The organism is Mucilaginibacter sp. GW821-FHT07H05, assembly GCF_059418485.1.
Window position 1 is genome coordinate 321,870 of the sequence record NZ_JBWKPY010000004.1, and the last position, 24,211, is coordinate 346,080.

Consider the following 24,211-nt stretch of genomic DNA (forward strand, 5'->3'; position numbering starts at 1 on the left):
TACTCAGGCAATTGATGTGGGATAGGATAGCTTTGTGTTACGAGATCAGAGGAATTGTTTCTATGCCCCATCGGGGCTACCTGTTTGTAGCAAGCCAGGCGAAAAGTTTTTTTGACCCGTAGGGTCTACCCTTCTTTCTATGCCCCATCGGGGCTACCTGTTTGTAGAGAAAAAAGCGAAAAGTAATAGGGTTTACTTATCGGCTACAAACAGGTAGGCCCTACGATTCATCGGAAATTAAAATCCTAAAAATCAAATATTTATATAAGTAATATTCTGTATATTACAAACCTTAACCTAATTTTTACTTATCATGGATTTTAAAGATTCGATTCTACAGTTCGCCTCAAGAGTGGACAAACTTTGCCCACAAATAAAAACCGAAGAAGCCACAAAAAATGCATTAATTATGCCTTTTATTCAATTGTTAGGCTATGATGTATTTAATCCCTTTGAAGTCAATCCTGAATTTATCGCAGATATTGGAATAAAGAAAGGTGAGAAAGTTGATTATGCAATCCTTAATAAGGATAAACCTATTCTTTTAATAGAATGCAAGCATCATACAGAAGACTTAAATCCTCATAATTCTCAATTATTCAGGTATTTCCATACTACAGATGCAAAATTTGGTCTGTTAACCAATGGTCTTATTTTTAAATTCTATACCGATTTGATATCTCCTAATAAAATGGATGATAAACCATTTTTTGAATTTAAAATAACAGAGATAAAAGATAACGAAATTGCTGAACTAAAAAAGTTCCATAAATCATATTTTGATCAGGAGAATATAACTAATACGGCAAGTGAATTAAAATATCTGAATGAAATAAAAAGCTTATTAAATAAGGAACTTATTGAACCATCGGAAGATTTTGTAAGACTTTTTGCCAAAAGAGTTTATCCAAGCGCAATTACCCAAAAAGTGTTAGAACAGTTTACGTCAATTACAAAGAAAACATGCAGCATCCTAATAAGTGATCTTATTAGCGAAAGATTAAAATCCGCATTGCATGTCGAAGCAGTTAAGGAAGAGCCCTTGACAGAAGCAGTTGAATTAGGGGCGGCAAATTCGGGAATTGTCACTACAGAAGAGGAATTGGAAGCGTTTATGATTCTTAAATCTATATTAAGAAAGACTGTAGATGTTAAGCGAATAATTATGAGGGATGCTTTGTCTTATTGCGCCATACTACTTGATGACAACAATAGAAGGCCTTTGTGTCGTTTCTATTTTAATGGAAAGAAATTGTCGATAGGGATTCCTGATGAAGCTAAAAATTTCCAAAAAAAGGATATTGCTCTTTTAGATGATATCTATAGTTTTTCAGATGAGTTAATTAGCGTAGCCGATAGCTATAAATAACATCACAAGGAAAAGGCTCAATGTATCGAGCCTTTTCCTTGTTTTTTATTAACTCCGTGTTCTTTGTGCTTCTCTCTCCGTGCCCTTTGTGGTTAAATCACCACAACGCATGCCTCACCTACCGCAAATCCATCAAACTATCCACACCCAATATTTTTTTACTGGTAAACCCTTCGGCAAATTTAACGCCGATGGCTTTGCCAAACTCGCGGCCGCGGCCTTCAACTACCGCGGTAAACTGGGGCGATGAAATATAAGTTTGGGGCTCGTCGCCGCTCCATTCGGGGTTGTGGAACTGCGAGCCATAGGCAAATACGCTGGCCATTTTTTTATCCCAATAATCGGTTACATCAACTACAATATCGGGGTGGATATAATTATCCTGTATAAAATGCAGCACTTGCTTTGGGCGCCAGGCTTCCTGTGGCTGGCCGTTGTTATCCAGCGTTTCAACCTTTCTTAAACCGGCCAAAAAAGTAGCAGCCTCTACCAGCTGACTGGCCCGGCCATGGTCGGGGTGGCGATCATGGTAGGCATTGGTAATTACTATTTCGGGTTGAAATTTGCGAATGGCGGCAATAACCTTTAGCTGGTACGCTTTAGTGTTTTCAAAAAAGCCATCGGGGATACTTAAATTTTCGCGTACGGCAAGGCCTAATATTTCACCTGCGGCGGCGGCTTCCCGGTCGCGGATCTCGGCCGAACCACGGGTACCCAACTCGCCGCGGGTAAGATCGACAATACCTACTTTGTGACCCATAGCTACGTGTTTGGCCATAGTGCCGCCACAGCCCAGTTCAGCGTCGTCCGGGTGGACGGCTAAAACCAAAATATCTAATTTAAGCATATTGTTTTGTTAGGCTTTTTACATTCATCACTATGTCATTTCGAACGAACCGGGGCGGGTTGTGTGTTGCGTGAGGAGAAATCTTATACGATCCGGTTTTCAAATGTATAAGATTTCTCTTTCGCCCAATCGCACTATGCCACCTCTTGCTCTATCGAAATGACAAGCTGTTTAGTAGTGTGTATTTACTAATGCCCCGCTGCCAGCAGGCGGTCTATCTTTTTCCTGATCTTTGATGACGTAGGTTTGGTGAACGGGTAAAAAAAGTCGGCCACTAAACCATGCGCATCAATCAGGTATTTATGAAAATTCCACCTTGGGGCGGTATTCACTTTACCATTCAATTTTTTATCAGCCAAAAACTTAAACAAAGGATGGCTGTACTGCCCTCTCACCCTTAGTTTTTCAAAAAGCTGGAAATGGGTACCGAAGTTAATGGCGCAAAATGTACCGATGGCACTACCTTCTAAAGGTTCCTGTCCGCCAAAATCGTTGGATGGGAAGGCCAGTATCTCAAAATCCTGGTCTTTATATGCCTTTCTTAACTCTTCAAGCTCTTTCAGCTGGGGGGTAAAACCACATTGCGATGCGGTATTTACGATCAATAACACCTTGTTTTTATATGCGCCAAGGTTAACCTCTTCACCGTTTAACTTTTTAACGTTAAACTGGTAAATGCTCTTATCGTCCATTATTTAATTATTGTAGGAAATATACCCTGCCGATTGCAGAATAGATTCGATATCCCGTTCTTCCTCGGGATTGTAAGTCTCTTTCAGGTTATGGCCAAATATCCGGGCTATCGACTGGAACATAAATGCGTTCAGTCCGCCCTTTAATTCTTTCAGCATTTCATAACTTGTATTTCCTGTTTCGCGGTTAACTAATTTTATCAATATCTCGCCCTGCGTAATCGTAAGGTTTTTTATTTCTTTATTAAAAAGATCTTTCACCTGGGTTTCGCAGGCTTTTATCATTTCTTTCTGTTTGTTTTTATCGCCTGTAGTAGCCAGATCGCGCTGTAGCTGCTGGTATTTACCACTGGCAAAACGCATGTAAGGCAGCACCTTATATACATTATAACGCAGGCGGCTGTAATCCATCCTTTCCTTTTCGCTTTTAAAAATACGGGAGTCAACTATCTTAACTTCGGGGGTAACTGTCCAGGGGATCAGTTCGCCTTGATATTCTGTCAGGTAAGTTTTAATGGTATCATTTTTGCCCATTTTAGGGCGTGGCAATGAGCTTTGCGACAACACGATGGTTGAGAGGCAACAAAACAGCAGTACAAAGCCAATTAATTTCATAATTTTACGTATTACAAAAATAATGCTATTTTTTGTGGTATTTCATAAAATATTTGCAATAAATTTTTTGGCAGAAAAGACGGGCCATATATTAGGGTTATAAATGAAAGAATTAGTGATAGATATAGAAGCCGAAAAGAACGAGATACTTAAAAGGTACAGGGCTTTGCTGCGCGCATCAAAATCAACTTTGCAAAAAGGGGATAAACGCATGATACGCAAGGCCTTTGACATGGCGCTGGAGAGCCATAAGGATATGCGCCGCAAATCGGGCGAGCCTTATATTTACCACCCCATAGCCGTTGCCCAAATTGCTGCCGAAGAGATTGGCCTGGGCACTACCTCCATTGTATGCGCGCTTTTGCATGATGTGGTAGAGGATACCGATGTTACTTTAGATGATATTGAGCGCGAGTTTGGTAAAAAAGTAGCCAAAATTATAGATGGGCTAACCAAAATATCAGGGGTTTTTGATACCAACAGTTCGCTGCAGGCCGAAAACTTCCGTAAAATGCTGCTTACCCTGGCCGATGACGTGCGGGTGATCCTGATTAAACTGGCCGACCGCCTGCATAACATGCGTACCATGGAGTTTATGCCGCGCGATAAGCAGCTGAAACTATCGTCAGAAACGGTATACCTGTATGCCCCATTGGCACACCGACTGGGTTTATATGCCATAAAGTCAGAACTGGAAGACCTGTCCATGAAATACATGGAGAGCGAAACTTACCAGTTCATTAAAAATAAGCTGAACGAGAAAAAGGCCGAACGCGAGAAGTTCATTCGCGACTTTATTGAACCGATTAAAAAGGTTTTAGAGGGACAAGGCCTGCATGCCGATATGTTTGGGCGGCCAAAATCTATCCACTCCATCTGGAACAAGATGAAGAAAAAGGCCATCCCCTTTGAGGAGGTGTATGATCTTTTTGCGATACGGATTATTTTGGATAGCACCAGCGAAAACGAAAAATCGGATTGCTGGAAGGCTTATTCCATCGTAACCGACCTTTACCGCCCTAATCCCGACAGGCTGCGCGACTGGATATCATCGCCCAAGGCTAACGGGTACGAATCTTTACATACTACTGTAATGGGGCCGCGCGGGCAATGGGTAGAGGTACAGATTCGCACCATGCGGATGAATGAGATTGCCGAAAAGGGTTTCGCGGCGCATTGGAAATATAAGGAATCGTCAACCGATAGCGGCCTGGATCAATGGGTACAAAAGGTACGCGATATGCTGAAGAACCCCGATTCAAACGCGTTGGACTTCCTGGATGATTTCAAGATGAACCTCTTCAGCGATGAGATCTTCATTTTTACACCTAAAGGCGCCCTTATTCAGCTGCCATCCAGCGCTACTGCATTGGATTTCGCCTTCGAGATCCATACTGATGTGGGCGCCAGCTGTATTGGCGCTAAAGTAAATCACAAGCTAGTTCCGCTGAGCTATAAGCTACAAAACGGCGATCAGGTAGAGATCATTACATCAGGTAAGCAAAGCCCTAAGGAAGACTGGCTGAACATTGTAGTGACCGCCAAAGCCAAGGCCAAAATTAAATCGGCCCTGAAAGAGGAAAAGCGCAAGATAGCCGAAGATGGCAAGGAAATACTGGAGCGTAAGATGAAGTCGCTTAAGATCACCTACAATTCGGACAATATCCATAAGCTGAGTTACTACTTTAAACTGGCATCGACCCAGGACCTGTTTTATAATGTAGCCAAAGGATTGATAGACCTGAAAGACCTGAAGGAATACCAGGCATCAGAGAAAACGATTGAAAATAAGCCGCAGGATAAAATAGATAACGATCAGGTACAAAGCCTGCTCAAAAGCATCAAGACCAAAGACAGCGATATGCTGCTGATTGGCGAGGATATGCAAAAAATTGACTATAAACTGGCCAATTGCTGCAACCCCATCCCCGGCGATGATGTGTTTGGCTTTATTACCGTGAGCGAGGGTATTAAGATACACCGTACCAACTGCCCTAATGCTACCAAACTGATGTCTAACTATGGTTATCGGGTAGTGAAAGCCCGCTGGACCAATCAGCAGGAGCTGGCATTTTTAACCGGCCTGCGCATTACGGGTATTGATGATGTGGGATTGATCAATAAGTTAACTACGGTTATTTCTACCGATTTTAAGGTAAATATCCGTTCGATCACTGTAGACAGCGATAACGGCATTTTTGAAGGCTCCATTATGGTATATGTAAACGATACCGAACATTTGGATAACCTGATCAAACGCTTAAAAGAGATCCGGGGCATTACCGCCGTAACACGTTTCGACTCGGCGCCGGTAGTGGAGAAGGCATCGTAAGCTTGATTGGAGATTAGTTAATTAGTGATTGGAGATTAGTAGATTAGTGATCAGTAAACTGTCATCGCTTAATGACATCTTCCGGACTTTCGATCTTTCCGACTTACGGACTATTTTAATACCTTTGAACGATTAATAAAAAAACATGTCGCAACAGGAAACCATAGGTATGGTTAAAAAGATTTTCGAAGCTTACCTCGAAAATAAAAGCCTCAGGAAAACTCCTGAACGCTTTGCCATTTTGGAAGAGATCTATTCACGCAGTGATCACTTTGATGTAGAGTCGCTTTACATCCACATGAAAAATAAAAAATACCGGGTAAGCCGCGCCACGGTATACAATACGCTGGAGCTGCTGGTATCGTGCGACCTGGTGACCAAACACCAGTTTGGCAAAAACATGGCCCAGTTCGAGAAATCATACGGCTATAAACAGCATGATCATATCATTTGTATCGACTGTGGTAAGGTGGTTGAGTTTTGCGATCCGCGTATTCAGCAGATCCAAAGTATGATGGGCGACCTGTTGAAATTCGAGATCAGGCACCACTCGCTTAATCTTTATGGTAACTGCAGTAAACTTAAAGCAGGTTATTGTGATAGAAAAGTCTAACTTTGCCCCCTTTCAATTCAATCAATAAAAAATAAATGGCTGTTGACGTTTTATTAGGCCTGCAATGGGGCGACGAAGGTAAAGGAAAAATTGTTGATGTACTGAGTGCCGATTACGATCTGATCGCGCGTTTCCAGGGCGGCCCGAATGCCGGGCATACGCTGGAGTTTGACGGGCAGAAATTTGTACTGAACACCATCCCTTCAGGTATATTTTTTGATAACACACTCAACCTGATCGGCAACGGTGTGGTAATTGATCCTATCACCCTAAAAAAGGAACTGGATAAACTGAAAGCCGCCGGGCACGACCTGCTGGCTAAAAAGAACCTGGTAATTGCTAAAAAAGCGCACCTGATATTACCTACGCACCAATTGCTGGATGCCGCATCTGAAAAGAAAATGGGCGACAGCAAAATTGGTTCTACACTGAAAGGCATTGGGCCAACCTATATGGATAAAACCGGCCGCAATGGTTTGCGTATTGGCGATATCACCCTGCCCGATTTTAAAGAGCGTTATAACAAGCTGGTTGCCAAGCATACCTCCATGCTGCAAGCCTTATACGGCGAGGTGATTGATTTCAGCGAACGCGAAGCCGCGTTTTTTGAAGCGCTGGACGTTATTAAGCAATTCCCGCTGGTTGATTCGGAACACTTTGTGAATGACTACATCCGCAAAGGCAAAAAGGTATTAGCCGAAGGCGCACAAGGCGCTATGCTGGATATTGATTTTGGATCGTACCCTTTTGTTACTTCATCAAACACCACATCTGCCGGTGCTTGTACCGGTTTAGGTATTGCTCCAAGTCAAATTGGCGAGGTAATTGGTATATTTAAAGCTTATTGCACCCGTGTAGGCGGCGGCCCCTTCCCTACCGAACTGGATAACGAAATGGGCGAAGAACTGCGCCAGATTGGTCACGAGTTTGGCGCCACCACAGGCCGCCCGCGCCGTACCGGCTGGATAGATATCCCTGCCCTTAAATATGCCATTATGCTGAACGGCGTTACCCAACTGGTAATGACCAAGGCCGATGTATTAAGCGGTTTTGAAAAGATCTACGCATGCACCCATTATAACTACAACGGCGAGGTAATTGATTATATGCCTTACGATATCTGCTCTATTACCCCTATCCCTGTTTTGCAGGAAATTGAGGGCTGGAACGAGGATATTACCGGCATTACCGAATTAGACCAGATCCCGGCATCGTTAAACCGTTATATGGAATTTTTGAAAGAACAATTAGGCGTACCGGTTAAATATCTTTCGGTTGGCCCGGACAGGGTGCAGACTTTGGTATTACCCGTATAAACAGGAGGCTGTCATCCTGAGCTTGTCGAAGGATGGTGCAGAGGCCTGCCCACCATGGTTCGACAGGCTCACCATGACACCCTAACATATATCGAATACAATATTTAAGATGCCTGCCTTACGGCGGGCATTTTTGTTTTGTTTAGAATTTAACCACAAAGTTCGCAAAGAGAGAAACACAAAGTTCACAGAGACCAATTTCATTTGTTTTATCTTTACACCCCGTGACTTTTACCGTGACCGACATAGCTGCCTTTAAACAAAAAGCCCTGCAATGGGCTAATGGCTTTGATGTGCTGTGTTATTTAGATTCCAACAACTTCAACGACCCATATTCTAATTTTGATTTATTGATCGCTGTTGGTGTAAAGCATGAGTTAAAGGCGAGCATTGGTACAGCTTTCGCTGAACTGGAACAGTTTCGCCAATTACATCCGGGCTGGATGACCGGTTTTTTTACTTACGATCTAAAGAACGAGATAGAAAACCTGTCCTCATCAAATCCTGACCACCTGCAATTCCCCGACTTATATTTTTTTGTACCCGAAAATCTGATCACCGTAAAAGGCGATCAAGTGAATATGATATCCGATAATCCAAGTAGCGTATTGTATGAAATTGAAAAGCAAAAACTAAAGCCATCGGAGGCACGTCCCACAATAAAACTACACCCGCGTTTCAGCAAAAACGATTATGTAAAAACTGTGCAGGAGATCCAGCAGCACATTGTTCGCGGTGATATTTACGTCAGCAACTTTTGCCAGGAGTTTTATGCGGAGGAGGCAACAATTGATCCGCTGAGTGTTTTTAATCAGCTTAATCAGCTATCGCCTAACCCTTTTTCCTGCTTTTTTAAACATTACAAACAGTATATCATCTGCGCCTCGCCCGAACGCTTTTTGGCTAAGCGCGGTAATAAGCTGATCTCCCAACCCATCAAGGGGACCGCAAAAAGACAGCCCGACCCGGCGCAGGATGAGATCATTAAACACCAACTCCAAACCAACCAAAAAGAACGGCAGGAAAACGTAATGATAGTAGACCTGGTACGTAACGACCTTACCCTATCCGCAAAGCCAGGCACGGTTAAAACCGAAGAACTTTTTGGCATTTATAGCTTTAACCAGGTGCATCAAATGATATCGACCGTAGTATGCGAATTAAATGATAGCGTAAGCGATGTACAGGCCATTAAAAACACCTTCCCGATGGGCAGCATGACCGGAGCGCCAAAAATAAGCAGTATGCAGCTGATGGAACAATATGAGCGCAGTAAACGTGGGGTGTATTCGGGGGCGATAGGGTACTTTAGTCCCGCTGGCGATTTTGACTTTAACGTTGTAATCCGCACTTTATTGTATAATGCCGAAAATAAATATTTATCCTTGCATGTAGGCAGCGCAATCACTTACGATGCCAATCCTGAAAAGGAGTATGAAGAGTGTTTGGTGAAGGCTTCGGCGATGTTTGAGGTGTTGGGGAATTGATAATTCTTTATCTGGTCGAAGTTTAGCGAAGCGTAACTTCGACCTAAATATCAAAAGCTTTCAGCTTAAGGGATAAAACTCAATGTTTCGCAAGCAGGATGCTTGATACATCATAGGTCGAAGTTACGCTTCGCTAAACTTCGACCAGTAATGCGTAATCTTGGGTATCAAGTACTAAACTTACTCCCCGCCCTTACTATTACATCCGATCCATCGGCAAAAAAGGCTGATACCGGCTTTTGTTTCAGCCATGGCTCAAATTCAGCGCCATATAGGCGGGCTATGGGCGCGTCAAACACGTAATCTGTTACCTCGCCAACCTGCCAGGTAATGTGTTCAACCTGGTATTCTATGGTTCGGGTTTCGCTTAGCTTATTATAGCCCCAGTAATGTTCAAATATAAACTCCTCGGCACTACCGGCTTCAATAAGCTTGCGCTGATTATTTACTGTACCGCCAAGCCGGCTCCATTTGCCCTTATACTTCCATTCATAATTAAAACCGATATGGTTATCATCAATCGGTGTAATGGAATGGCGCATAGGCATGGCCATATAATGCTCGTTATACAGCGAGTTTGCCACAAGCGCTATCATGTACTTAGGTACTATCTCGCTAATAAATACCGCGCCCCGCTTCAATTCGGCACCATCAAAATACCGCACGTAAAAGCGCAGGTTTACTTCCTCAAAATTAATATGAAAAGGCCACCTTATCCGCAACATACTGGTTTCCTGAAAAAGGAAACCTACCATACTCACCAGTGTTTTACCCTGCCAGGTATCCAATACTGTCCCCGGCGGCAGGTGCGGTTTTAATATCTCCGGATCAACCTCGTAATTTAACATCAGGAGGTTTGTCCATTTGGCTCTTAAAAACTCCCGCTTTGGCATTTTGAATCCATGTTTATTACCTCACCTTTCGGGATCTAATCAAAAACCTTTCAACTTACTTGCGATAGTATTTCATAGCTTCAGGTATGCGGGCCTGTATATCGGCAATACGGGTTGCATCAGCCGGGTGGGTACTTAAAAACTCGGGGGTACTGCCTTTGCTTTGGGCAGCCATACGTTGCCAAAAGGTAACGGCATTATGCGGATCGTACCCGGCCATAGCCATAAAGGTAAGTCCCAGCCTGTCCGCTTCCGATTCCTGTCCACGGGAATAATGCAGTAGCATTAATCCCCCGCCCACGCCGTATAATTGATTAACGATAGTTTGCGTGGTGCTACTTTGATTGCTGGATGCTACGCCAACCAGCGCACCACCTGTTTGTGTAAGCATTTGCTGCGATACCCGTTCGGCCGAGTGACGCGCTATGGCGTGGCCTATCTCGTGCCCCATTACCGTGGCCAGGCCGGCGTCATCTTTAGTTAATGGTAATATCCCGCTGTATACGGCTACCTTACCGCCGGGCATGCACCAGGCATTAACTTCGTTGCTTTGTATCAGGTTAAACTCCCATTTAAAATTATACTTGCCGGCATAACCGTTATCGTTTAAATATTTTTCGATAACGACCGACAATTGGTTGCCTATACGTTTAACCCGCTGGGCATCGGCAGTACCGGTAATCACTTTTGTTTTAGGATCGGATAATAACTGGGAATAGCTTGCCGCGGCCGATTGGTTAACCTGGGTATCATCAACCAAGCTAACTTGTTTCCTGCCGGTTAGGGGAACGGTTGCGCAGCCAAATAATATAACCGCGCTAAAGATTGTTAAAAAGGGTTTATAGTTTTTCATACACCTGTTGTTTTTTTTTAAACAGGTTTACTCTTGATTCCCGGCCGTGGAGCAAGCGTTCTATATTTTTTTGATGGGTAACCAAAATCAGCACACAAATACACATGCCATATATCACAACCGACCGAACGGATACCGGGTAAACAAACGTAACACCTATTAAGTAAGTAAAACTGGCCACTATTGAACTAAGCGATACGTATCCGGTAATTAATAGTATAATAATAAATACAATTACGCAAAGCAAAGCAGCCTGTAAATGCACAGCCAAAACCATTCCAAATAATGTGGCTACCCCCTTACCGCCCCTAAACCCCGCAAAAATAGGGAACAAGTGCCCCATAACAGCGGTGATGCCTAAAGCCAGTTCGTAATTGGTAAAAACTACCGAATGGGCGTTTACAGCCGATGGCATGCCTAAAATACTAAGATAGGCCAGGTTAGTGGCGCTAAAACCCTTCAGGATATCGATAAGCATAACCGGGATACCCGCTTTTTTTCCAAGAACACGAAATGTGTTGGTAGCGCCTGCATTACCACTGCCATATTCCCTCACATCAATTTTATAAAAAAACTGACCGATCCAAACAGCCGTTGGAATGGAACCTAACAGGTACGCCAATATCAGGGATGAAATTGAGTAGATAGTTATCATCTCACCACAATAATACTAAAATGATAGATCAATACAGCTATTATTTATTGTTTAACCGCCTTTAAACTCATATCCAGGCTTTTAACCGAATGGGTTAAGGCCCCCATCGATACATAATCTACCCCGCATAAGGCATAATCAAGCACATTATCAACCGTTATACCGCCCGATGCCTCGGTAATATACCGGCCTTCAATCATGGCAACAGCTTGTTTCAGCACATCAAATTTAAAATTATCCAGCAAAATACGATCTACCCCGCCTGTTCGCAGCACCTCTTCCACCTCTTCCAGGTTGCGTACTTCAATCTCTATTTGCAGTTTCTTATTCGTGTCGATCAAATATTGTTTGGCGTTGGTAATAGCATTGGCAATACCGCCGGCATAATCCACATGATTGTCCTTAATCAAGATCATATCGTACAAACCAAAACGGTGGTTAACACCGCCGCCTATTTTAACCGCCCACTTTTCCAGGTAGCGCAGGCCGGGGGTAGTTTTCCGGGTATCCAGCACGCGGGTATTGGTACCGCGCAAAATATCGGCTACCTCGTTAGTGGTGGTAGCAATGCCGCTCATCCGCTGCATGCAGTTCAGCACCAAACGCTCGGCTACTAAAATGCTGTGCGCGCTGCCTTCAACTTCAAAGGCTATGTCGCCATATTTTACTTCGGCGCCATCATTCAGGAATACGTTTACTATTAGCTGATCATCAACTTCGCGGAAGATCTCCAGCGCCAGTTCAACACCTGCCAGGATACCGGTATCTTTAATAATGAGTTTTGCTTTTCCCTGTGTACCTGCCGGAATGGTGGATAATGAGGTATGATCGCCATCGCCAACATCCTCGGCAAGGGCATTTTTTATAAACTGATGGATAATATGTTTGTCCAAAACTATGGTGGTTTTTGCCACAAAAGTAACAACATTTATGATTTATAGTTTTTTGGGCGTATGCTTATTTGTTTCTTAATGCCGACGTAAGTTTAAGGGAAGGAATGCGTGGTGGCTTAACTTGTGCCGGGGATACCTGAAGTCTGAGACTTCAGCGATGGGTAACCACAAGTTACGCTTCGCTAAACTTGCGGTAGGAATGGACGGGCATCTCTATCCAACACTTGGGCTCACCTCGTATCCGGCTGTACCCCCAGCATGGTAGAAAGCTTATGCTCCTTTAAAAATACGGCCACACTATCGTTATCCTTAAACCCGTGGCGGGCAAGCAGGTTATAGTAATCCGTAATGATCTTAACCGTCTGCATATTCGGGTCTTGCTTCATAGCCTTTTCATAAACCGCTTTTACTTCGGATGTAATTACATCATCATCCATTTCAAATACTCTTGAATTAGCCATGCCCGTTAATAAGGTTTCCAGGTAAGTAGTATAGTAATTACGGGCCTGGGCAGTATAAACAGTATGAGGAAAATCGCTCAAATACTTTTCCCAATGTTTCACCCTTTGGTACAATTGCTCAAAACTGATCAGTAAACCGGCATCTTCCGAAAATCCTTCAGCTAATTCATGCCTGCGGATCTCCAGGTATGCCCTCACCCCCGGCGACACCCGGTTTTTAAAATTGTTGTAAAAATAATCAGGTAATACATCCAGATAATAATTGCCTTCGGTGCTAAAAATGCCGATACCGCAATTTTTCAGATTTTTTTGAAATACCTTCAGCTTAACCGAATTAGAATCAGTATCCATTAGTTTAACTATCGAAGCATACTTCATTTCCAATGAATCTGTCAACCCATTGGCGATCTTAAAAAACTTCACATTAAAAAGCAACATTACCGAGTCCCTTTCGGCCAAATTAACGGGCAGGCAGGTTTTAATATAATCCAGTGCGTAAGGTATCGCGGCCGGGTCGGTATCCTCTAATCCCGTTAGGTATGCCTTAAATGAAATAAAATTGCCGGATATCCTTTTTAACTTAACGTGATTGACTATCACCAACTTATTGATGTTATTTGGCTTAAGCAGGTTGGTTTTTGCTTTTATACGATTCATCTTTTTATCTGATGAATGGCAAGCGATGAATAAGGTTATGATGAGGAAGAGGCAGGTGTATTTCATGAGTATTTATCGTAAAAGCAATATTAGGCTAAAGCCCGCTGAAGTTTCTATTTCGTCCGTCCCATAAATGGGGCGGCAATGAATTTAAAACATCGGTTTTATTCAACCAAATCCGGCTGATTGCCGTTGGCCAACGGATAAAGATATTAATAACAAGGCTTTAGCCAAACAATAGGTAAATGGTTTTTACTCCTTTTTCTCATTCTCTATCTTAATCTCGTTCAGCAAAAACTGGCCGTTAACCAATTTCAGGGATACGGATGTGCGATAGGTAGCAGTAGCGGTTACCAGCGATAGTACCGCGTAACGGATATTGGGGTTGGAAGTTACCCGGTGTACAATAGTGAGCGATTTTACCGGGTTGCTTTTAAAAAAATTCTGCAAAACCAGTTCGGCCTGGGTGGCCGAGTAAATATTTTCCTCGTTCAGGATGGTGATCTCCACTGTGGAGGCAAACATTTTTGCCAATTCGCGGATATTACCGGTCTTTAATAGCCCGGCGGCATTATCAATCGGCCCGTTTGCATCAATACCGGCTTTGGCAAACGGAATAAAAAGGAACAACAACGTAAATAATTTAATCATGGCACTTAAAACAAAGACGATACTGACCGTTAAGCAAATAAAGTACGTTTATTAATTTAATAATTCACAATGTTACAACGCTGGTTTTATATTTGCATTGTGAAAAACGAAAAAAAAGTTGCATTACTTATACTGGATGGCTGGGGATACGGCCGCCAGGACCAATCAAACGCTATCTATAACGCCAATACGCCGTTTTTTAAATCGATGCTGGCGCAATATCCAAACAGTAAACTACAGGCATCGGGCATGGCCGTTGGTTTACCCGACGGACAAATGGGCAACTCGGAAGTTGGCCATATGAACCTGGGCGCCGGCCGCGTAGTTTACCAGGAACTGGGCCGCATCCATAAAGCGGTTGAGGATAAGGAATTTTCATCTAACCAGGTAATACAGGATGCTTTTGAATATGCAAGGGCCAATGATAAGGCAGTCCACTTTATAGGGCTGGTATCCGATGGTGGCGTGCACTCCCATATTAAACACATAAAAGGTTTATGCGATAGCGCTGTAGAATACGGCCTGAACAAGGTATTTATCCACGCCTTTTTAGATGGGCGGGATACCGACCCTAACTCGGGCATTGGTTTTATGACCGACCTGCAGGATTATGTGAGCCAAACCCCGGTAAAAATAGCATCAGTTATTGGCCGCTACTTTGCAATGGACCGCGATAACCGCTGGGAACGGGTTAAAAAAGCTTACGATCTGCTGGTGAACGGCGTTGGCGAACATACCGATAATATACTCACCGCCATCAGCCACTCCTACTCGGCCGGTGTAACCGACGAGTTTATTGAGCCAATAGTAAAAACCGACGCGCACGGACAGCCCCTGGCTTTAATAAAAGACGGAGATGTGGTGCTTTGCTTCAACTTCCGTACCGACCGCGGCCGCGAGATCACCATGGCCTTAACGCAAAAGGCATTTCCCGAGCAAAACATGCACCCGCTTAACCTGCGTTATATCACCATGACTACCTATGACGAGACCTTTAAAAACGTTGATGTGGTATTCCATAAGGATGACCTGGTTAAAACCATAGGCGAAATATTACAGGATGCCGGTAAAAACCAGATCCGCATTGCCGAAACCGAGAAATATCCGCACGTAACCTTCTTCTTCTCGGGTGGCCGTGAAAAAGAATTTGCTAATGAGAAGCGCCTGCTGGTGCCATCGCCCAAGGTTGCCACTTACGATCTGCAACCCGAAATGAGCGCCGAAGGGATCCGCGACGCCATTTTACCCGAACTGGAAAGCCGCTGGGCCGATTTTATCTGCCTTAACTTTGCCAATACCGATATGGTGGGCCATACAGGCGTTTACAGCGCGGTGGTTAAGGCTGCCGAAACCGTTGATGCCTGTACGCAGGCGGTTGTGGAGACGGGCCTTAAAAACGGCTATTCCTTCATCATCATAGCCGACCATGGTAATGCTGATTATATGATTAACGAGGATGGATCGCCAAATACGGCGCATACCACCAACCTGGTGCCTTGTATTATTATTGATAAAGACGTTACCAAGGTTAAAGATGGCAAGCTGGGCGATATTGCCCCAACTGTATTGACAATGTTAGGCGTTGCTATCCCGCCGGAAATGACAGGCGATGTATTGGTTTAAAACCCTTTGTTCCCGCCGTCATCTGTTTGGAGGCTATTGGATGATCATGATGACAGCGATCGTAATAGCGCTGTCATCGTGCAAACCCGAGGTGAAGGAAACCAAAAACAGCCTGCAGTATTTTGATATCAAAGGTTATTTCAGGAGCGATTCGGCACGTTTAAGCGCTAATCACGGGTCGATCATCAAAACGGTAACGCACAACGGCGTAACGCAAACTAAAAAGGTTAAGATTGATAATTGGGGGCGGGAGTTAGAATTGTTTATCAATTCGGACATTAACAAACCGGCCTGGCGGGCAAGCTACAGCGTAAGCACCGGTAAGGACATCGTAGTGTATGAAGCCAAAATGCCCGAGTTAAAAACACGGCGCATCCTGATCGGCAGAAATAGCGGGCGGATCAAGTGGATCCTGATCTTCAATCATACCAAAAACCTGTTGTATGAGAATGTGGAAAAACTTACCTATTTCCCCGATTCTGTTTACCAGATAGAAAAATCGCAAAAAGTGCGTTTACTGGGCAAAAATATTTATTCGGTAAAGGGAGTTTTTAATTAGTGATGGCCCTGGGCGCTGGCCAGTTTCTCTTTAGATAAGGATAGTAGTCCTTCGATATCAGAACGCGACGGATCTGTGTTCAATACTTTTTCCAGGTCGGCTATAGAGGCTTTCAGGGAATTTATGCCCCGTATTTTATCGTTTGGTTTGCTGCTCTGCAATTTAAACACACCGTATTCGCGGTAAGCAATAGCCCGGTTTTGATATATTTTCATATCTGTAGGCTCAATTTCAATAGCCTTGGTAAAGTCAACTATCGCGCCCAGCATGCATTTGTCTTTATCGGCAGCGGTGGCCTGCGCGTCTTTAGCCAGGTAGGCTTTAGCCCTTGCACGATAGTAATAAGCCATATAATCAACTGGCTTTAAGGCTATTACCCTTGAATACGCTGAGATAGCTTTTTTATAGGCCTCGTTATGATAGTAGGAATAGCCCAGCATCCATAAAGCATTGCTGTTGGTAGAATCAACCACGCATGCTTTTTCCAGGTGGGTTACAGCCGTTCTGAAATCGCCGTCCATCAGGGCCTGCCGGCCTAAATTAACATAAGCGTTTTGCGCTACTGCCGGGCGTATGGCTGAAATGATTAAGTAAGAAAGTATGACCGATATTTTCATCAAGTGCCGACTCGTCTAAACAAAATAGTATAGTAATAACTTATATTGTATCAAATTATTATATCGAGTTAATGTTTTAATTTAAAATATTTTTCGCCTAAACACTCAAATATTCGCCATGACTTTTTAACATTCCCAATTATCTTCATATTTTTTGGCAATATCAAGTCTGATTAATATAAATCACAATCAATCAGCTATTTATATTTTTATCCGCTAATAAATAAAGTATAAATGGTAAGTTGGCATACAGATTGAAACATATCGGTGCAAAAGCAGTATGTATTTATAGCTGCTATTTTGGTTGGTTTGTAATATTACAGGCTGACATTTTGACGTTTTTACCATAAAGGTGTACTTGATGAGCTTTGATCCATTTGATTTTAAATCTGCTTTACCAATCATAAATGAGGATTCTGAATTCTTCCCGCTGATGTCGTCAGAGGATGAAGAGGAAATGAATAACGAACAGATGCCTTCTGTTTTGCCGATACTGCCCTTACGCAATACTGTTTTATTTCCGGGTGTTGTGATGCCTATTACCGTTGGCCGCGATAAATCCATCCGCCTGATACGCGAGGCTAATAAAAAGGACCGACTGATAGGTGTGGTTTCCCAACAGGATGTAAATATTGAAGATCCCGTTTTTGACCAGCTGAACCGGGTAGGCACTACCGCCCTGATCATTAAAATGCTGAAGATGCCTGATGGTAATACCACGGTGATATTACAAGGAAAAAAGCGTTTTATTTTACAGGACGAGGTACAGAGCGAACCCTATATTAAAGCTACCATAGAGCCTTTTAAGGAAATTAAACCTGCTGAAGATAAAGAGTTTAAGGCCATCATATCGTCGGTTAAGGATATGGCTATGAGCATTATACAGCTATCGCCCAATATCCCCAGCGAGGCCGGCATTGCTATCCGCAATATTGAAAGCACTTCATTCCTCATCAACTTTATCTCGTCGAACATGAACGCGGATATGACGGCCAAGCAAAAAATGCTGGAAACCGCCGATCTGCGCGAACGCGCTAAAATGGTGCTGGAACACCTGACCACCGAAATACAGATGCTGGAACTGAAAAACCAGATCCAAAGCCGTGTACGTACCGATCTGGATAAGCAGCAGCGCGATTATTTTTTAAATCAGCAGCTAAAAACCATTCAGGAAGAGTTGGGTGGTAATACCCCCGACCTGGAAATTGAGAACCTGCGCGAACGCGCGCAGAAAAAGAAATGGGGGCAGGACCTGAAAACGCATTTCGGCAAGGAATTGGAAAAACTGGTACGGATGAACCCCGCTGCTGCCGATTATTCGGTACAGATCAATTATCTGGAACTACTGCTCGATTTGCCATGGAACGAATTTACCAAAGATAATTTCGACCTGAAACGGGCGCAAAAAGTATTGGATAAGGACCATTTCGGGCTTGATAAAGTAAAGCAGCGTATTATAGAATACCTGGCCGTACTAAAGCTTAAACACAATATGAAGGCCCCTATCCTGTGCCTTGTTGGCCCTCCGGGTGTGGGTAAAACCTCGTTGGGTAAATCCATAGCCAAAGCGTTAAACCGCAAATATGTGCGCATGGCATTGGGCGGCATCCGCGATGAAGCCGAGATCCGCGGGCACCGTAAAACTTATATTGGCGCTATGCCAGGCCGTATTATCCAGTCGATTAAAAAAGCAGGGGCCGCTAACCCGGTGTTTATTTTGGATGAGATTGATAAGGTAGGCAACGATTTCCGTGGCGACCCATCGTCGGCCCTGCTGGAGGTTTTAGACCCTGAGCAGAACAGCACTTTTTATGATCATTATGTAGAGATGGATTTCGATCTGAGTAACGTAATGTTCATCGCCACTGCCAACTCATTAAGCACCATACAGCCTGCCCTGATCGACCGGATGGAGATCATCGAGGTAAACGGCTATACAATTGAAGAGAAAATAGAGATCGCCAAACAGCACCTTGTGCCCAAACAGCGCGAAGCCCACGGTATAAAAACCAAGGATGTTACGCTGAAAAACGACGTGATAGAAAAGGTGATAGAGGATTACACCCGCGAATCGGGCGTACGGGCTTTAGATAAGCAAATAGGATCGGTGATCCGCGGTGTGGCTAAAAACATAGCCATGAAAGAGGAGTACAACCCAACCGTAAGCAAAAAGGATGTAGAACGGATACTGGGCGCCGCTGTTTTTGATAAAGACCTGTACGAAGGTAACGACGTAGCCGGTGTAGTAACAGGCCTGGCCTGGACATCGGTTGGCGGCGATATCCTGTTTATAGAATCGAGCCTGAGCCCCGGCAAAGGCCGTTTAACGCTAACCGGTAACCTGGGCGATGTGATGAAGGAATCGGCTACTATCGCTTTAGCCTACCTGCGCGCCCATGCCAGCTATTTCAATATCGACCCAAGGTTGTTTGACCAATGGGATGTGCATATACACGTACCTGCCGGCGCCACTCCTAAAGATGGGCCATCTGCCGGTATTACCATGCTTACCGCTTTAACATCAGCCTTTACCCAGCGCAAGCTCAGGCCGCATTTAGCCATGACCGGCGAGATCACCCTGCGTGGCCGCGTATTGCCTGTGGGTGGTATAAAAGAGAAGATCCTGGCTGCCAAACGGGCAAATATTACCGATATCATCCTGTGCCGGTCGAACCAGAAGGATATCCTTGAAATTAAGGAAGATTATATTAAGGACCTGCGTTTCCACTACGTAAAAGAAATGCGCGAGGTAATTGACCTGGCCCTGCTGGATGAACTGGTTGCCGACGCGCTGGTATTGACGGTTAAGGATGATTTGAAGCCAGAAACTATTGTTTAAGCGACAATAAAACCTGTAAAGCCCCTAAATACCGGGGCTTTTTTTATTTTTACACCTGCTTAAAATTATAAATGAAAATAAAACTTTTTTGCCTGTTCATCAGTCTTGCCGCTGTATATCAGTCGTTCGCGCAATCACATAAAAACGAGATAGGGATACAATCCGATAACGATTCGTACCTGGCACAGGGTTCGGACAGGTATTATACCGATGGTATTTTTGTTTACTTCCGCCACGCTTTAAAAATCAGCGATAAGGATACAGCCAAATTAAAAAACAAGGTTTTAGGTTTCGAGGCCGGGCAAAAGATCTTTAACCCGCAAGGCGGCAATATCCCGGCACCGGTATATATCGATCGTCCGTTTGCAGGGTATTTATATGCCGGCGCAACGCTGAACTTTTTATACAGTAACGAAAGCAACCTGAAATTAGGTGCGCAAATAGGGGTTGTTGGTCCGGGTGCCGCCGGTCAGGGTGTGCAAACCACCGTGCATAATTGGATTGGCTTTTATAAACCTACAGGTTGGGAATACCAGGTCCATGATGGCGCCGAGCTTAACCTATCGGCCGAATATAACAGGCTGCTTACCCGTAGCAATGGTATCGACTTATCTTTCACCAGCCATGGCGAACTGGGCAACGGCTTTAGCGGCGCGGGCGCGGGCCTGATGCTGCGCGCGGGTAATTTTAACCAGCTTTTCAACTCGGTAAGTACCCAAAGTACCGTTAGTCGGCTTAACCCTAAAAAGCTATTGCACCCGCACGAACTTTTTGCTTATTACAAACCCATTTTAAATTATGTAGCTTACGATGCTACCATACAGGGCAGCTTATTTAATGCGCATAGCGATGCCCCGCTGCAGGTTACATCTAACAGGCAGCCATTGGTATTGAGTAATGAAATTGGGGGCGCTTATGCGGCTAACCACTGGGTTTTCAGCTTCGCGATGACGTTCCATACCAAAGAGACTAAAGAGATGATCAAATCGCACCAATGGGGGTCGATAACGGCCTTGTACCGGTTTAATTAAAAATCAAACCCTTTTCTGCGCGATTCTTTTTTGGCCGAATGCAGTTTCTTGCTATCTAACCTCGCGGCCTTTTTCGCTTTAGATATCTTTATCTTTTTACGCGCTTTAGGCACCACCAGGGCCTGGGTTAATACCCGTACCAGGCGCTCCAAAGCAATCTCTTTGTTTAAAAGCTGACTGCGTTCCTCGTCGCATATAATTTGCAGGTAACCATCTTTATTAAAACGGGTTTGCAGTTTATTAACCAGCAGGGCTTTTTCCTCATCTGTAAATAACCCGGAGCTTTCTATCGGGAATAACAGCTCTACCTTGGTAGATACCTTGTTTACATTTTGCCCGCCCTTGCCGCCGCTGCGCGATGTTTTGTAGCTTACCTCCCTTTGCAGGTCGGCTTTATTAAAATTCATGCGCGAAGTTAATGAATTTGTTTTAGCCTTATTGTTAGGCATTCATTGATAAGTGGGACAGAACGATTTTAATTTCATTCCCCTTTAGACAGTAATGGCCCATGAAAAGACATTACGGATATGAGTTTATAAGGGTAGTCTCCGCTGGGGACAATTCCATTTTTTTCTTCCCATGCTACAAACAGGTAGTCCCTCTGGGGCACAGAAGCATCATTGAATATAGATGGGTAAGCCAGGTTCTATGTCCCAGAGGAACTACCTGTTTGTAGAAAACGTAACAGAAGCCATATTGCCCCGGCCAGGGGCTACCCTAAAATAACTATTCATGGGTTATTACTCTTTAAACGCTCGGGTTGCTTCCCGGTATCGCGGCTATCAATCGTTTAGTATAATCTTTTTGTGGGCGGTTATAAACTTCATCAGCATCGCCGATCTCTTCTATCTGCCCCTTGTTCATGATCATGATCCGGTCGCTGATGTGTTTAATGACCGACAGGTCATGCGAGATAAATATATACGTCAGTTTCAATTCCTGCTGCAACTCGCGCAGCAGGTTTAAAACCTGTGCCTGCACAGATACATCCAGGGCCGATACCGATTCATCGCAAATGATAAAACGGGGCTGCAGGGCAAGCGCGCGGGCTATTACGATACGCTGCCGCTGCCCGCCCGAAAACTCGTGCGGGTAGCGGTTAAAATGATCGGGGTTTAGATTAACACGATCCAGCAGTTGCAGTACTTTTTGCTTGCGTTCGGTATTATTGTTATACAGGTGGTGCACCTGCAAGGGCTCCATCAGCGAATCGCCTACGGTAAGCCGGGGATTAAGCGACGAATAAGGGTCCTGAAAAATGATCTGTACATCGCGGCGCATTTGCCGCATGCCGGTGGTGTTTAGCTTACGCAGATCGGTTTGATCAAAACTAACCTCTCCCGAAGTAGGCTCTATCAAACGCAAAATACTGCGCCCCAAAGTGGTTTTCCCACAGCCGGATTCGCCCGCCAAACCCAATGTTTCGCCGGGGAAAACATCAAAACTGACCCCATTTACAGCTTTTACCACTTGCTTGCCATTCCCAAACAAGCCGCCGCCCACCGGGAACCAGGTGTTAAGGTTCTTTACGCTTAATAAAGGCAACTGACTATATAGTTCCTTTTTTCGGTTGGCTATTTCGGCCGGGACGTAGGCATAACGTTCCCTGATTTTGCCAATGGTGATACCGGTAGCGTCGCCTCCCTCCTGCAAAAAATCGGCTACAATGGGCAGTTTCTTTAAATGCTGATCGGGCGATGGGCGGCAGGCCAGCAAGCCTTTGGTATAGGGATGCTTTGGACTGTTAAATATTTGTTTTACGGTACATTGCTCCACAATCTCGCCTTTATACATAACCGCCACCCGATCGGCAATTTCGCTGATCACACCCAAATCATGCGAGATAAAGATGAGGCTCATGTTGCGCTCGGCCTTTAGCTTATGCAATAACTCTATAATGGTTTTCTGCACGGTAACGTCCAGCGCGGTGGTGGGTTCATCGGCTATCAGCAGTTCGGGATTGCAGGATAGGGCCATGGCAATCATTACCCGTTGTTTTTGCCCGCCCGATAACTGGTGCGGGTAGCTGTCAAATATAGCTTCGGGCCGGGGCAGCTGCACTTCGTTAAACAGTGCGATGGCTGCTGCTTTGGCGGCTTTTTTATCAAAACCTAAATGTAACTGTATGGCTTCGGTAACCTGTTTGCCGCAGGTAATTACCGGGTTAAGCGATGTCATGGGCTCCTGGAAGATCATGGCTATGCGATTGCCGCGCAGCGTGCGCATTTCCTTTTCGCTCAGGTTCAGCAGGTCGATATCATCCAGCAGGATCCGGCCGCTGATCACCGTATTCTTTTCATCATGCAGCCGCATCAGCGCCAGCGAGGTAACCGATTTACCCGAACCCGACTCGCCCACAATGCCCAGCGTTTCGCCTTTGTTCAATTGAAATGAAATACCTTTTACGGCTTCAAACAAACCATCCCGGGTTTTAAAGGCTATCTTTAAGTTTTCGGCTTTCAGCATCAGGATTCAACTATGGTGATGTTATCGTCGGCTATCAGATCCTGTCCGCGGAAGCGCCTTAATAGCTGGGCGGTGGCTATCACATCCTTTTGGCAATAAGTGCTAATGCGCTCCAGTTGATCTTCGTTCCAATATACATGGCCCACCTGGCTGCCGTCGATATCATCTTTTGGGGTTGGGATATCAAATATCGCGGTCAATAAACTCAGCGACGTATAGCTTTTATAATCGCCGAATTTCCATAACTCCATCGTATCAATATGGTTTACCTCCCAGGGTTTTTTGCCCGCAATTTGTAATTGTACCGGCAGCTTAATGCCATGGATTAGCATACGCCGGCAGATGTACGGAAAATCAAATTCTTTGCCGTTATGGGCACATAGTACCAGGTTTTGCGGCTGGCTTTTCAACATCAGGGCAAACTTTACCAGCAACTCGCGCTCATCGTGCCCGGCAAATGATTTTACCTTGAACCCTGTAGGGATGTCCTTTGTGAATTTGCCTATCGATATGCAAACGATCTTGCCAAACTCGGCCCAGATGCCGGCCCGCTCGTAAAAGCTTTCGGACGTTTCTTCCTTGCGCTGGTATTGTGTTTTGGCATCCCACAGTTTCTGCATGTGTTCGGGCAATTGGTCGTGCGTGCTGTATTGCGGCACTGTTTCAATGTCCAAAACCATCAGGTTAAGCAGGTCGAGCTGTTCGAGCATGTTCGTCAATTAATATATCTGCCAAAATAATC

General features: G+C 44.5%; 22 protein-coding genes. 9 read left to right on the top strand and 13 right to left on the bottom strand.

The window, feature by feature from the left end; all coding sequences use genetic code 11:
- The first annotated feature begins 313 nt into the window (after window positions 1–313).
- Window positions 314–1,369: a type I restriction endonuclease gene (locus AC07M6_RS12555; RefSeq protein WP_494889865.1), complete on the top strand. Its 1,056-nt coding sequence runs from the start codon at window positions 314–316 to the stop codon at window positions 1,367–1,369.
- A gap of 118 nt (window positions 1,370–1,487) precedes the next feature.
- Here AC07M6_RS12555 and bshB1 read toward each other — a convergent pair whose 3' ends face one another.
- From bshB1 to AC07M6_RS12570, 3 genes are all read right to left on the bottom strand, one after another.
- Window positions 1,488–2,216 carry a bacillithiol biosynthesis deacetylase BshB1 gene (bshB1, locus tag AC07M6_RS12560; RefSeq protein ID WP_494889867.1) on the bottom strand — a complete coding sequence of 243 codons (729 nt, stop codon included), beginning with the start codon at window positions 2,214–2,216 and terminating at the stop codon, window positions 1,488–1,490.
- 188 nt (window positions 2,217–2,404) lie between these two features.
- The gene (locus AC07M6_RS12565) at window positions 2,405–2,908 is read right to left on the bottom strand and encodes a glutathione peroxidase (protein ID WP_494889869.1); all 504 of its coding nucleotides are present in this window, start codon (window positions 2,906–2,908) and stop codon (window positions 2,405–2,407) included.
- A 3-nt stretch (window positions 2,909–2,911) separates the two neighbouring features.
- Window positions 2,912–3,523: a DUF4294 domain-containing protein gene (locus AC07M6_RS12570; RefSeq protein WP_494889871.1), complete on the bottom strand. Its 612-nt coding sequence runs from the start codon at window positions 3,521–3,523 to the stop codon at window positions 2,912–2,914.
- A 103-nt stretch (window positions 3,524–3,626) separates the two neighbouring features.
- Here AC07M6_RS12570 and AC07M6_RS12575 point away from each other — a divergent pair, with 103 nt between their 5' ends.
- The 4 genes from AC07M6_RS12575 to AC07M6_RS12590 all read left to right on the top strand — a co-directional run bounded on the left by AC07M6_RS12575 (window position 3,627) and on the right by AC07M6_RS12590 (window position 9,271).
- Window positions 3,627–5,855: a RelA/SpoT family protein gene (locus tag AC07M6_RS12575; protein ID WP_494889873.1), complete on the top strand. Its 2,229-nt coding sequence runs from the start codon at window positions 3,627–3,629 to the stop codon at window positions 5,853–5,855.
- 145 nt (window positions 5,856–6,000) lie between these two features.
- Window positions 6,001–6,468 (top strand): Fur family transcriptional regulator, encoded by a 468-nt coding sequence (locus AC07M6_RS12580; protein WP_494889875.1) that lies wholly within the window; start codon window positions 6,001–6,003, stop codon window positions 6,466–6,468.
- Window positions 6,469–6,503: 35 nt separating this feature from the next.
- On the top strand, window positions 6,504–7,784 hold the full coding sequence (locus tag AC07M6_RS12585) for an adenylosuccinate synthase (protein ID WP_494889877.1): 1,281 nt from the start codon (window positions 6,504–6,506) through the stop codon (window positions 7,782–7,784).
- Between the two features lie 224 nt (window positions 7,785–8,008).
- Entirely contained in the window at window positions 8,009–9,271 is a 1,263-nt protein-coding gene (locus AC07M6_RS12590; RefSeq protein ID WP_494889879.1) for an anthranilate synthase component I family protein, read from the top strand.
- A 167-nt stretch (window positions 9,272–9,438) separates the two neighbouring features.
- On the opposite strand, the gene AC07M6_RS12595 is transcribed toward AC07M6_RS12590, so the two are convergent.
- The 6 genes from AC07M6_RS12595 to AC07M6_RS12620 all read right to left on the bottom strand — a co-directional run bounded on the left by AC07M6_RS12595 (window position 9,439) and on the right by AC07M6_RS12620 (window position 14,334).
- Window positions 9,439–10,164, bottom strand: a complete 726-nt coding sequence (locus AC07M6_RS12595) for a YqjF family protein (protein WP_494889881.1) — start codon at window positions 10,162–10,164, stop codon at window positions 9,439–9,441.
- Window positions 10,165–10,219: 55 nt separating this feature from the next.
- Window positions 10,220–11,017: a M48 family metallopeptidase gene (locus tag AC07M6_RS12600; protein WP_494889883.1), complete on the bottom strand. Its 798-nt coding sequence runs from the start codon at window positions 11,015–11,017 to the stop codon at window positions 10,220–10,222.
- Window positions 11,004–11,672 (bottom strand): glycerol-3-phosphate 1-O-acyltransferase PlsY, encoded by a 669-nt coding sequence (gene plsY, locus AC07M6_RS12605; RefSeq protein WP_494889885.1) that lies wholly within the window; start codon window positions 11,670–11,672, stop codon window positions 11,004–11,006. The genes AC07M6_RS12600 and plsY overlap by 14 nt, the downstream gene beginning before the upstream one ends.
- Window positions 11,673–11,716: 44 nt before the next feature.
- The gene (gene nadC / locus AC07M6_RS12610) at window positions 11,717–12,565 is read right to left on the bottom strand and encodes a carboxylating nicotinate-nucleotide diphosphorylase (protein WP_494889887.1); all 849 of its coding nucleotides are present in this window, start codon (window positions 12,563–12,565) and stop codon (window positions 11,717–11,719) included.
- Between the two features lie 230 nt (window positions 12,566–12,795).
- Window positions 12,796–13,683 (bottom strand): hypothetical protein, encoded by an 888-nt coding sequence (locus AC07M6_RS12615; RefSeq protein WP_494889889.1) that lies wholly within the window; start codon window positions 13,681–13,683, stop codon window positions 12,796–12,798.
- A 252-nt stretch (window positions 13,684–13,935) separates the two neighbouring features.
- Entirely contained in the window at window positions 13,936–14,334 is a 399-nt protein-coding gene (locus AC07M6_RS12620; protein ID WP_494889891.1) for a DUF4783 domain-containing protein, read from the bottom strand.
- Between the two features lie 69 nt (window positions 14,335–14,403).
- Between AC07M6_RS12620 and gpmI the strand changes: the two genes are divergently transcribed.
- Together gpmI and AC07M6_RS12630 are read left to right on the top strand one after the other, a co-directional pair.
- Window positions 14,404–15,957 (top strand): 2,3-bisphosphoglycerate-independent phosphoglycerate mutase, encoded by a 1,554-nt coding sequence (gene gpmI / locus AC07M6_RS12625; protein ID WP_494889893.1) that lies wholly within the window; start codon window positions 14,404–14,406, stop codon window positions 15,955–15,957.
- A 46-nt stretch (window positions 15,958–16,003) separates the two neighbouring features.
- Window positions 16,004–16,516 carry a hypothetical protein gene (locus AC07M6_RS12630; RefSeq protein ID WP_494889895.1) on the top strand — a complete coding sequence of 171 codons (513 nt, stop codon included), beginning with the start codon at window positions 16,004–16,006 and terminating at the stop codon, window positions 16,514–16,516.
- On the opposite strand, the gene AC07M6_RS12635 is transcribed toward AC07M6_RS12630, so the two are convergent.
- Window positions 16,513–17,133, bottom strand: coding sequence for a tetratricopeptide repeat protein (locus AC07M6_RS12635; RefSeq protein WP_494889897.1), 621 nt, complete (start codon window positions 17,131–17,133; stop codon window positions 16,513–16,515). The genes AC07M6_RS12630 and AC07M6_RS12635 overlap by 4 nt on opposite strands.
- 361 nt (window positions 17,134–17,494) lie before the next feature.
- Between AC07M6_RS12635 and lon the strand changes: the two genes are divergently transcribed.
- Both lon and AC07M6_RS12645 read left to right on the top strand, forming a co-directional pair.
- On the top strand, window positions 17,495–19,972 hold the full coding sequence (lon, locus tag AC07M6_RS12640) for an endopeptidase La (protein ID WP_494889899.1): 2,478 nt from the start codon (window positions 17,495–17,497) through the stop codon (window positions 19,970–19,972).
- A gap of 71 nt (window positions 19,973–20,043) precedes the next feature.
- Window positions 20,044–21,003: a lipid A deacylase LpxR family protein gene (locus tag AC07M6_RS12645; protein ID WP_494889901.1), complete on the top strand. Its 960-nt coding sequence runs from the start codon at window positions 20,044–20,046 to the stop codon at window positions 21,001–21,003.
- Here AC07M6_RS12645 and arfB read toward each other — a convergent pair.
- The 3 genes from arfB to AC07M6_RS12660 form a co-directional block, all read right to left on the bottom strand.
- Entirely contained in the window at window positions 21,000–21,410 is a 411-nt protein-coding gene (gene arfB / locus AC07M6_RS12650; RefSeq protein WP_494889903.1) for an alternative ribosome rescue aminoacyl-tRNA hydrolase ArfB, read from the bottom strand. The two genes, AC07M6_RS12645 and arfB, sit on opposite strands and share 4 nt — an antisense overlap.
- A 340-nt stretch (window positions 21,411–21,750) precedes the next feature.
- Complete coding sequence (locus tag AC07M6_RS12655) at window positions 21,751–23,469, bottom strand: ABC transporter ATP-binding protein (protein ID WP_494889904.1); 1,719 nt, start codon at window positions 23,467–23,469, stop codon at window positions 21,751–21,753.
- Window positions 23,469–24,179, bottom strand: a complete 711-nt coding sequence (locus AC07M6_RS12660) for a 3'-5' exonuclease (protein WP_494889906.1) — start codon at window positions 24,177–24,179, stop codon at window positions 23,469–23,471. Before AC07M6_RS12660 ends, AC07M6_RS12655 begins: the two co-directional genes overlap by 1 nt.
- Window positions 24,180–24,211 lie beyond the last annotated feature (32 nt).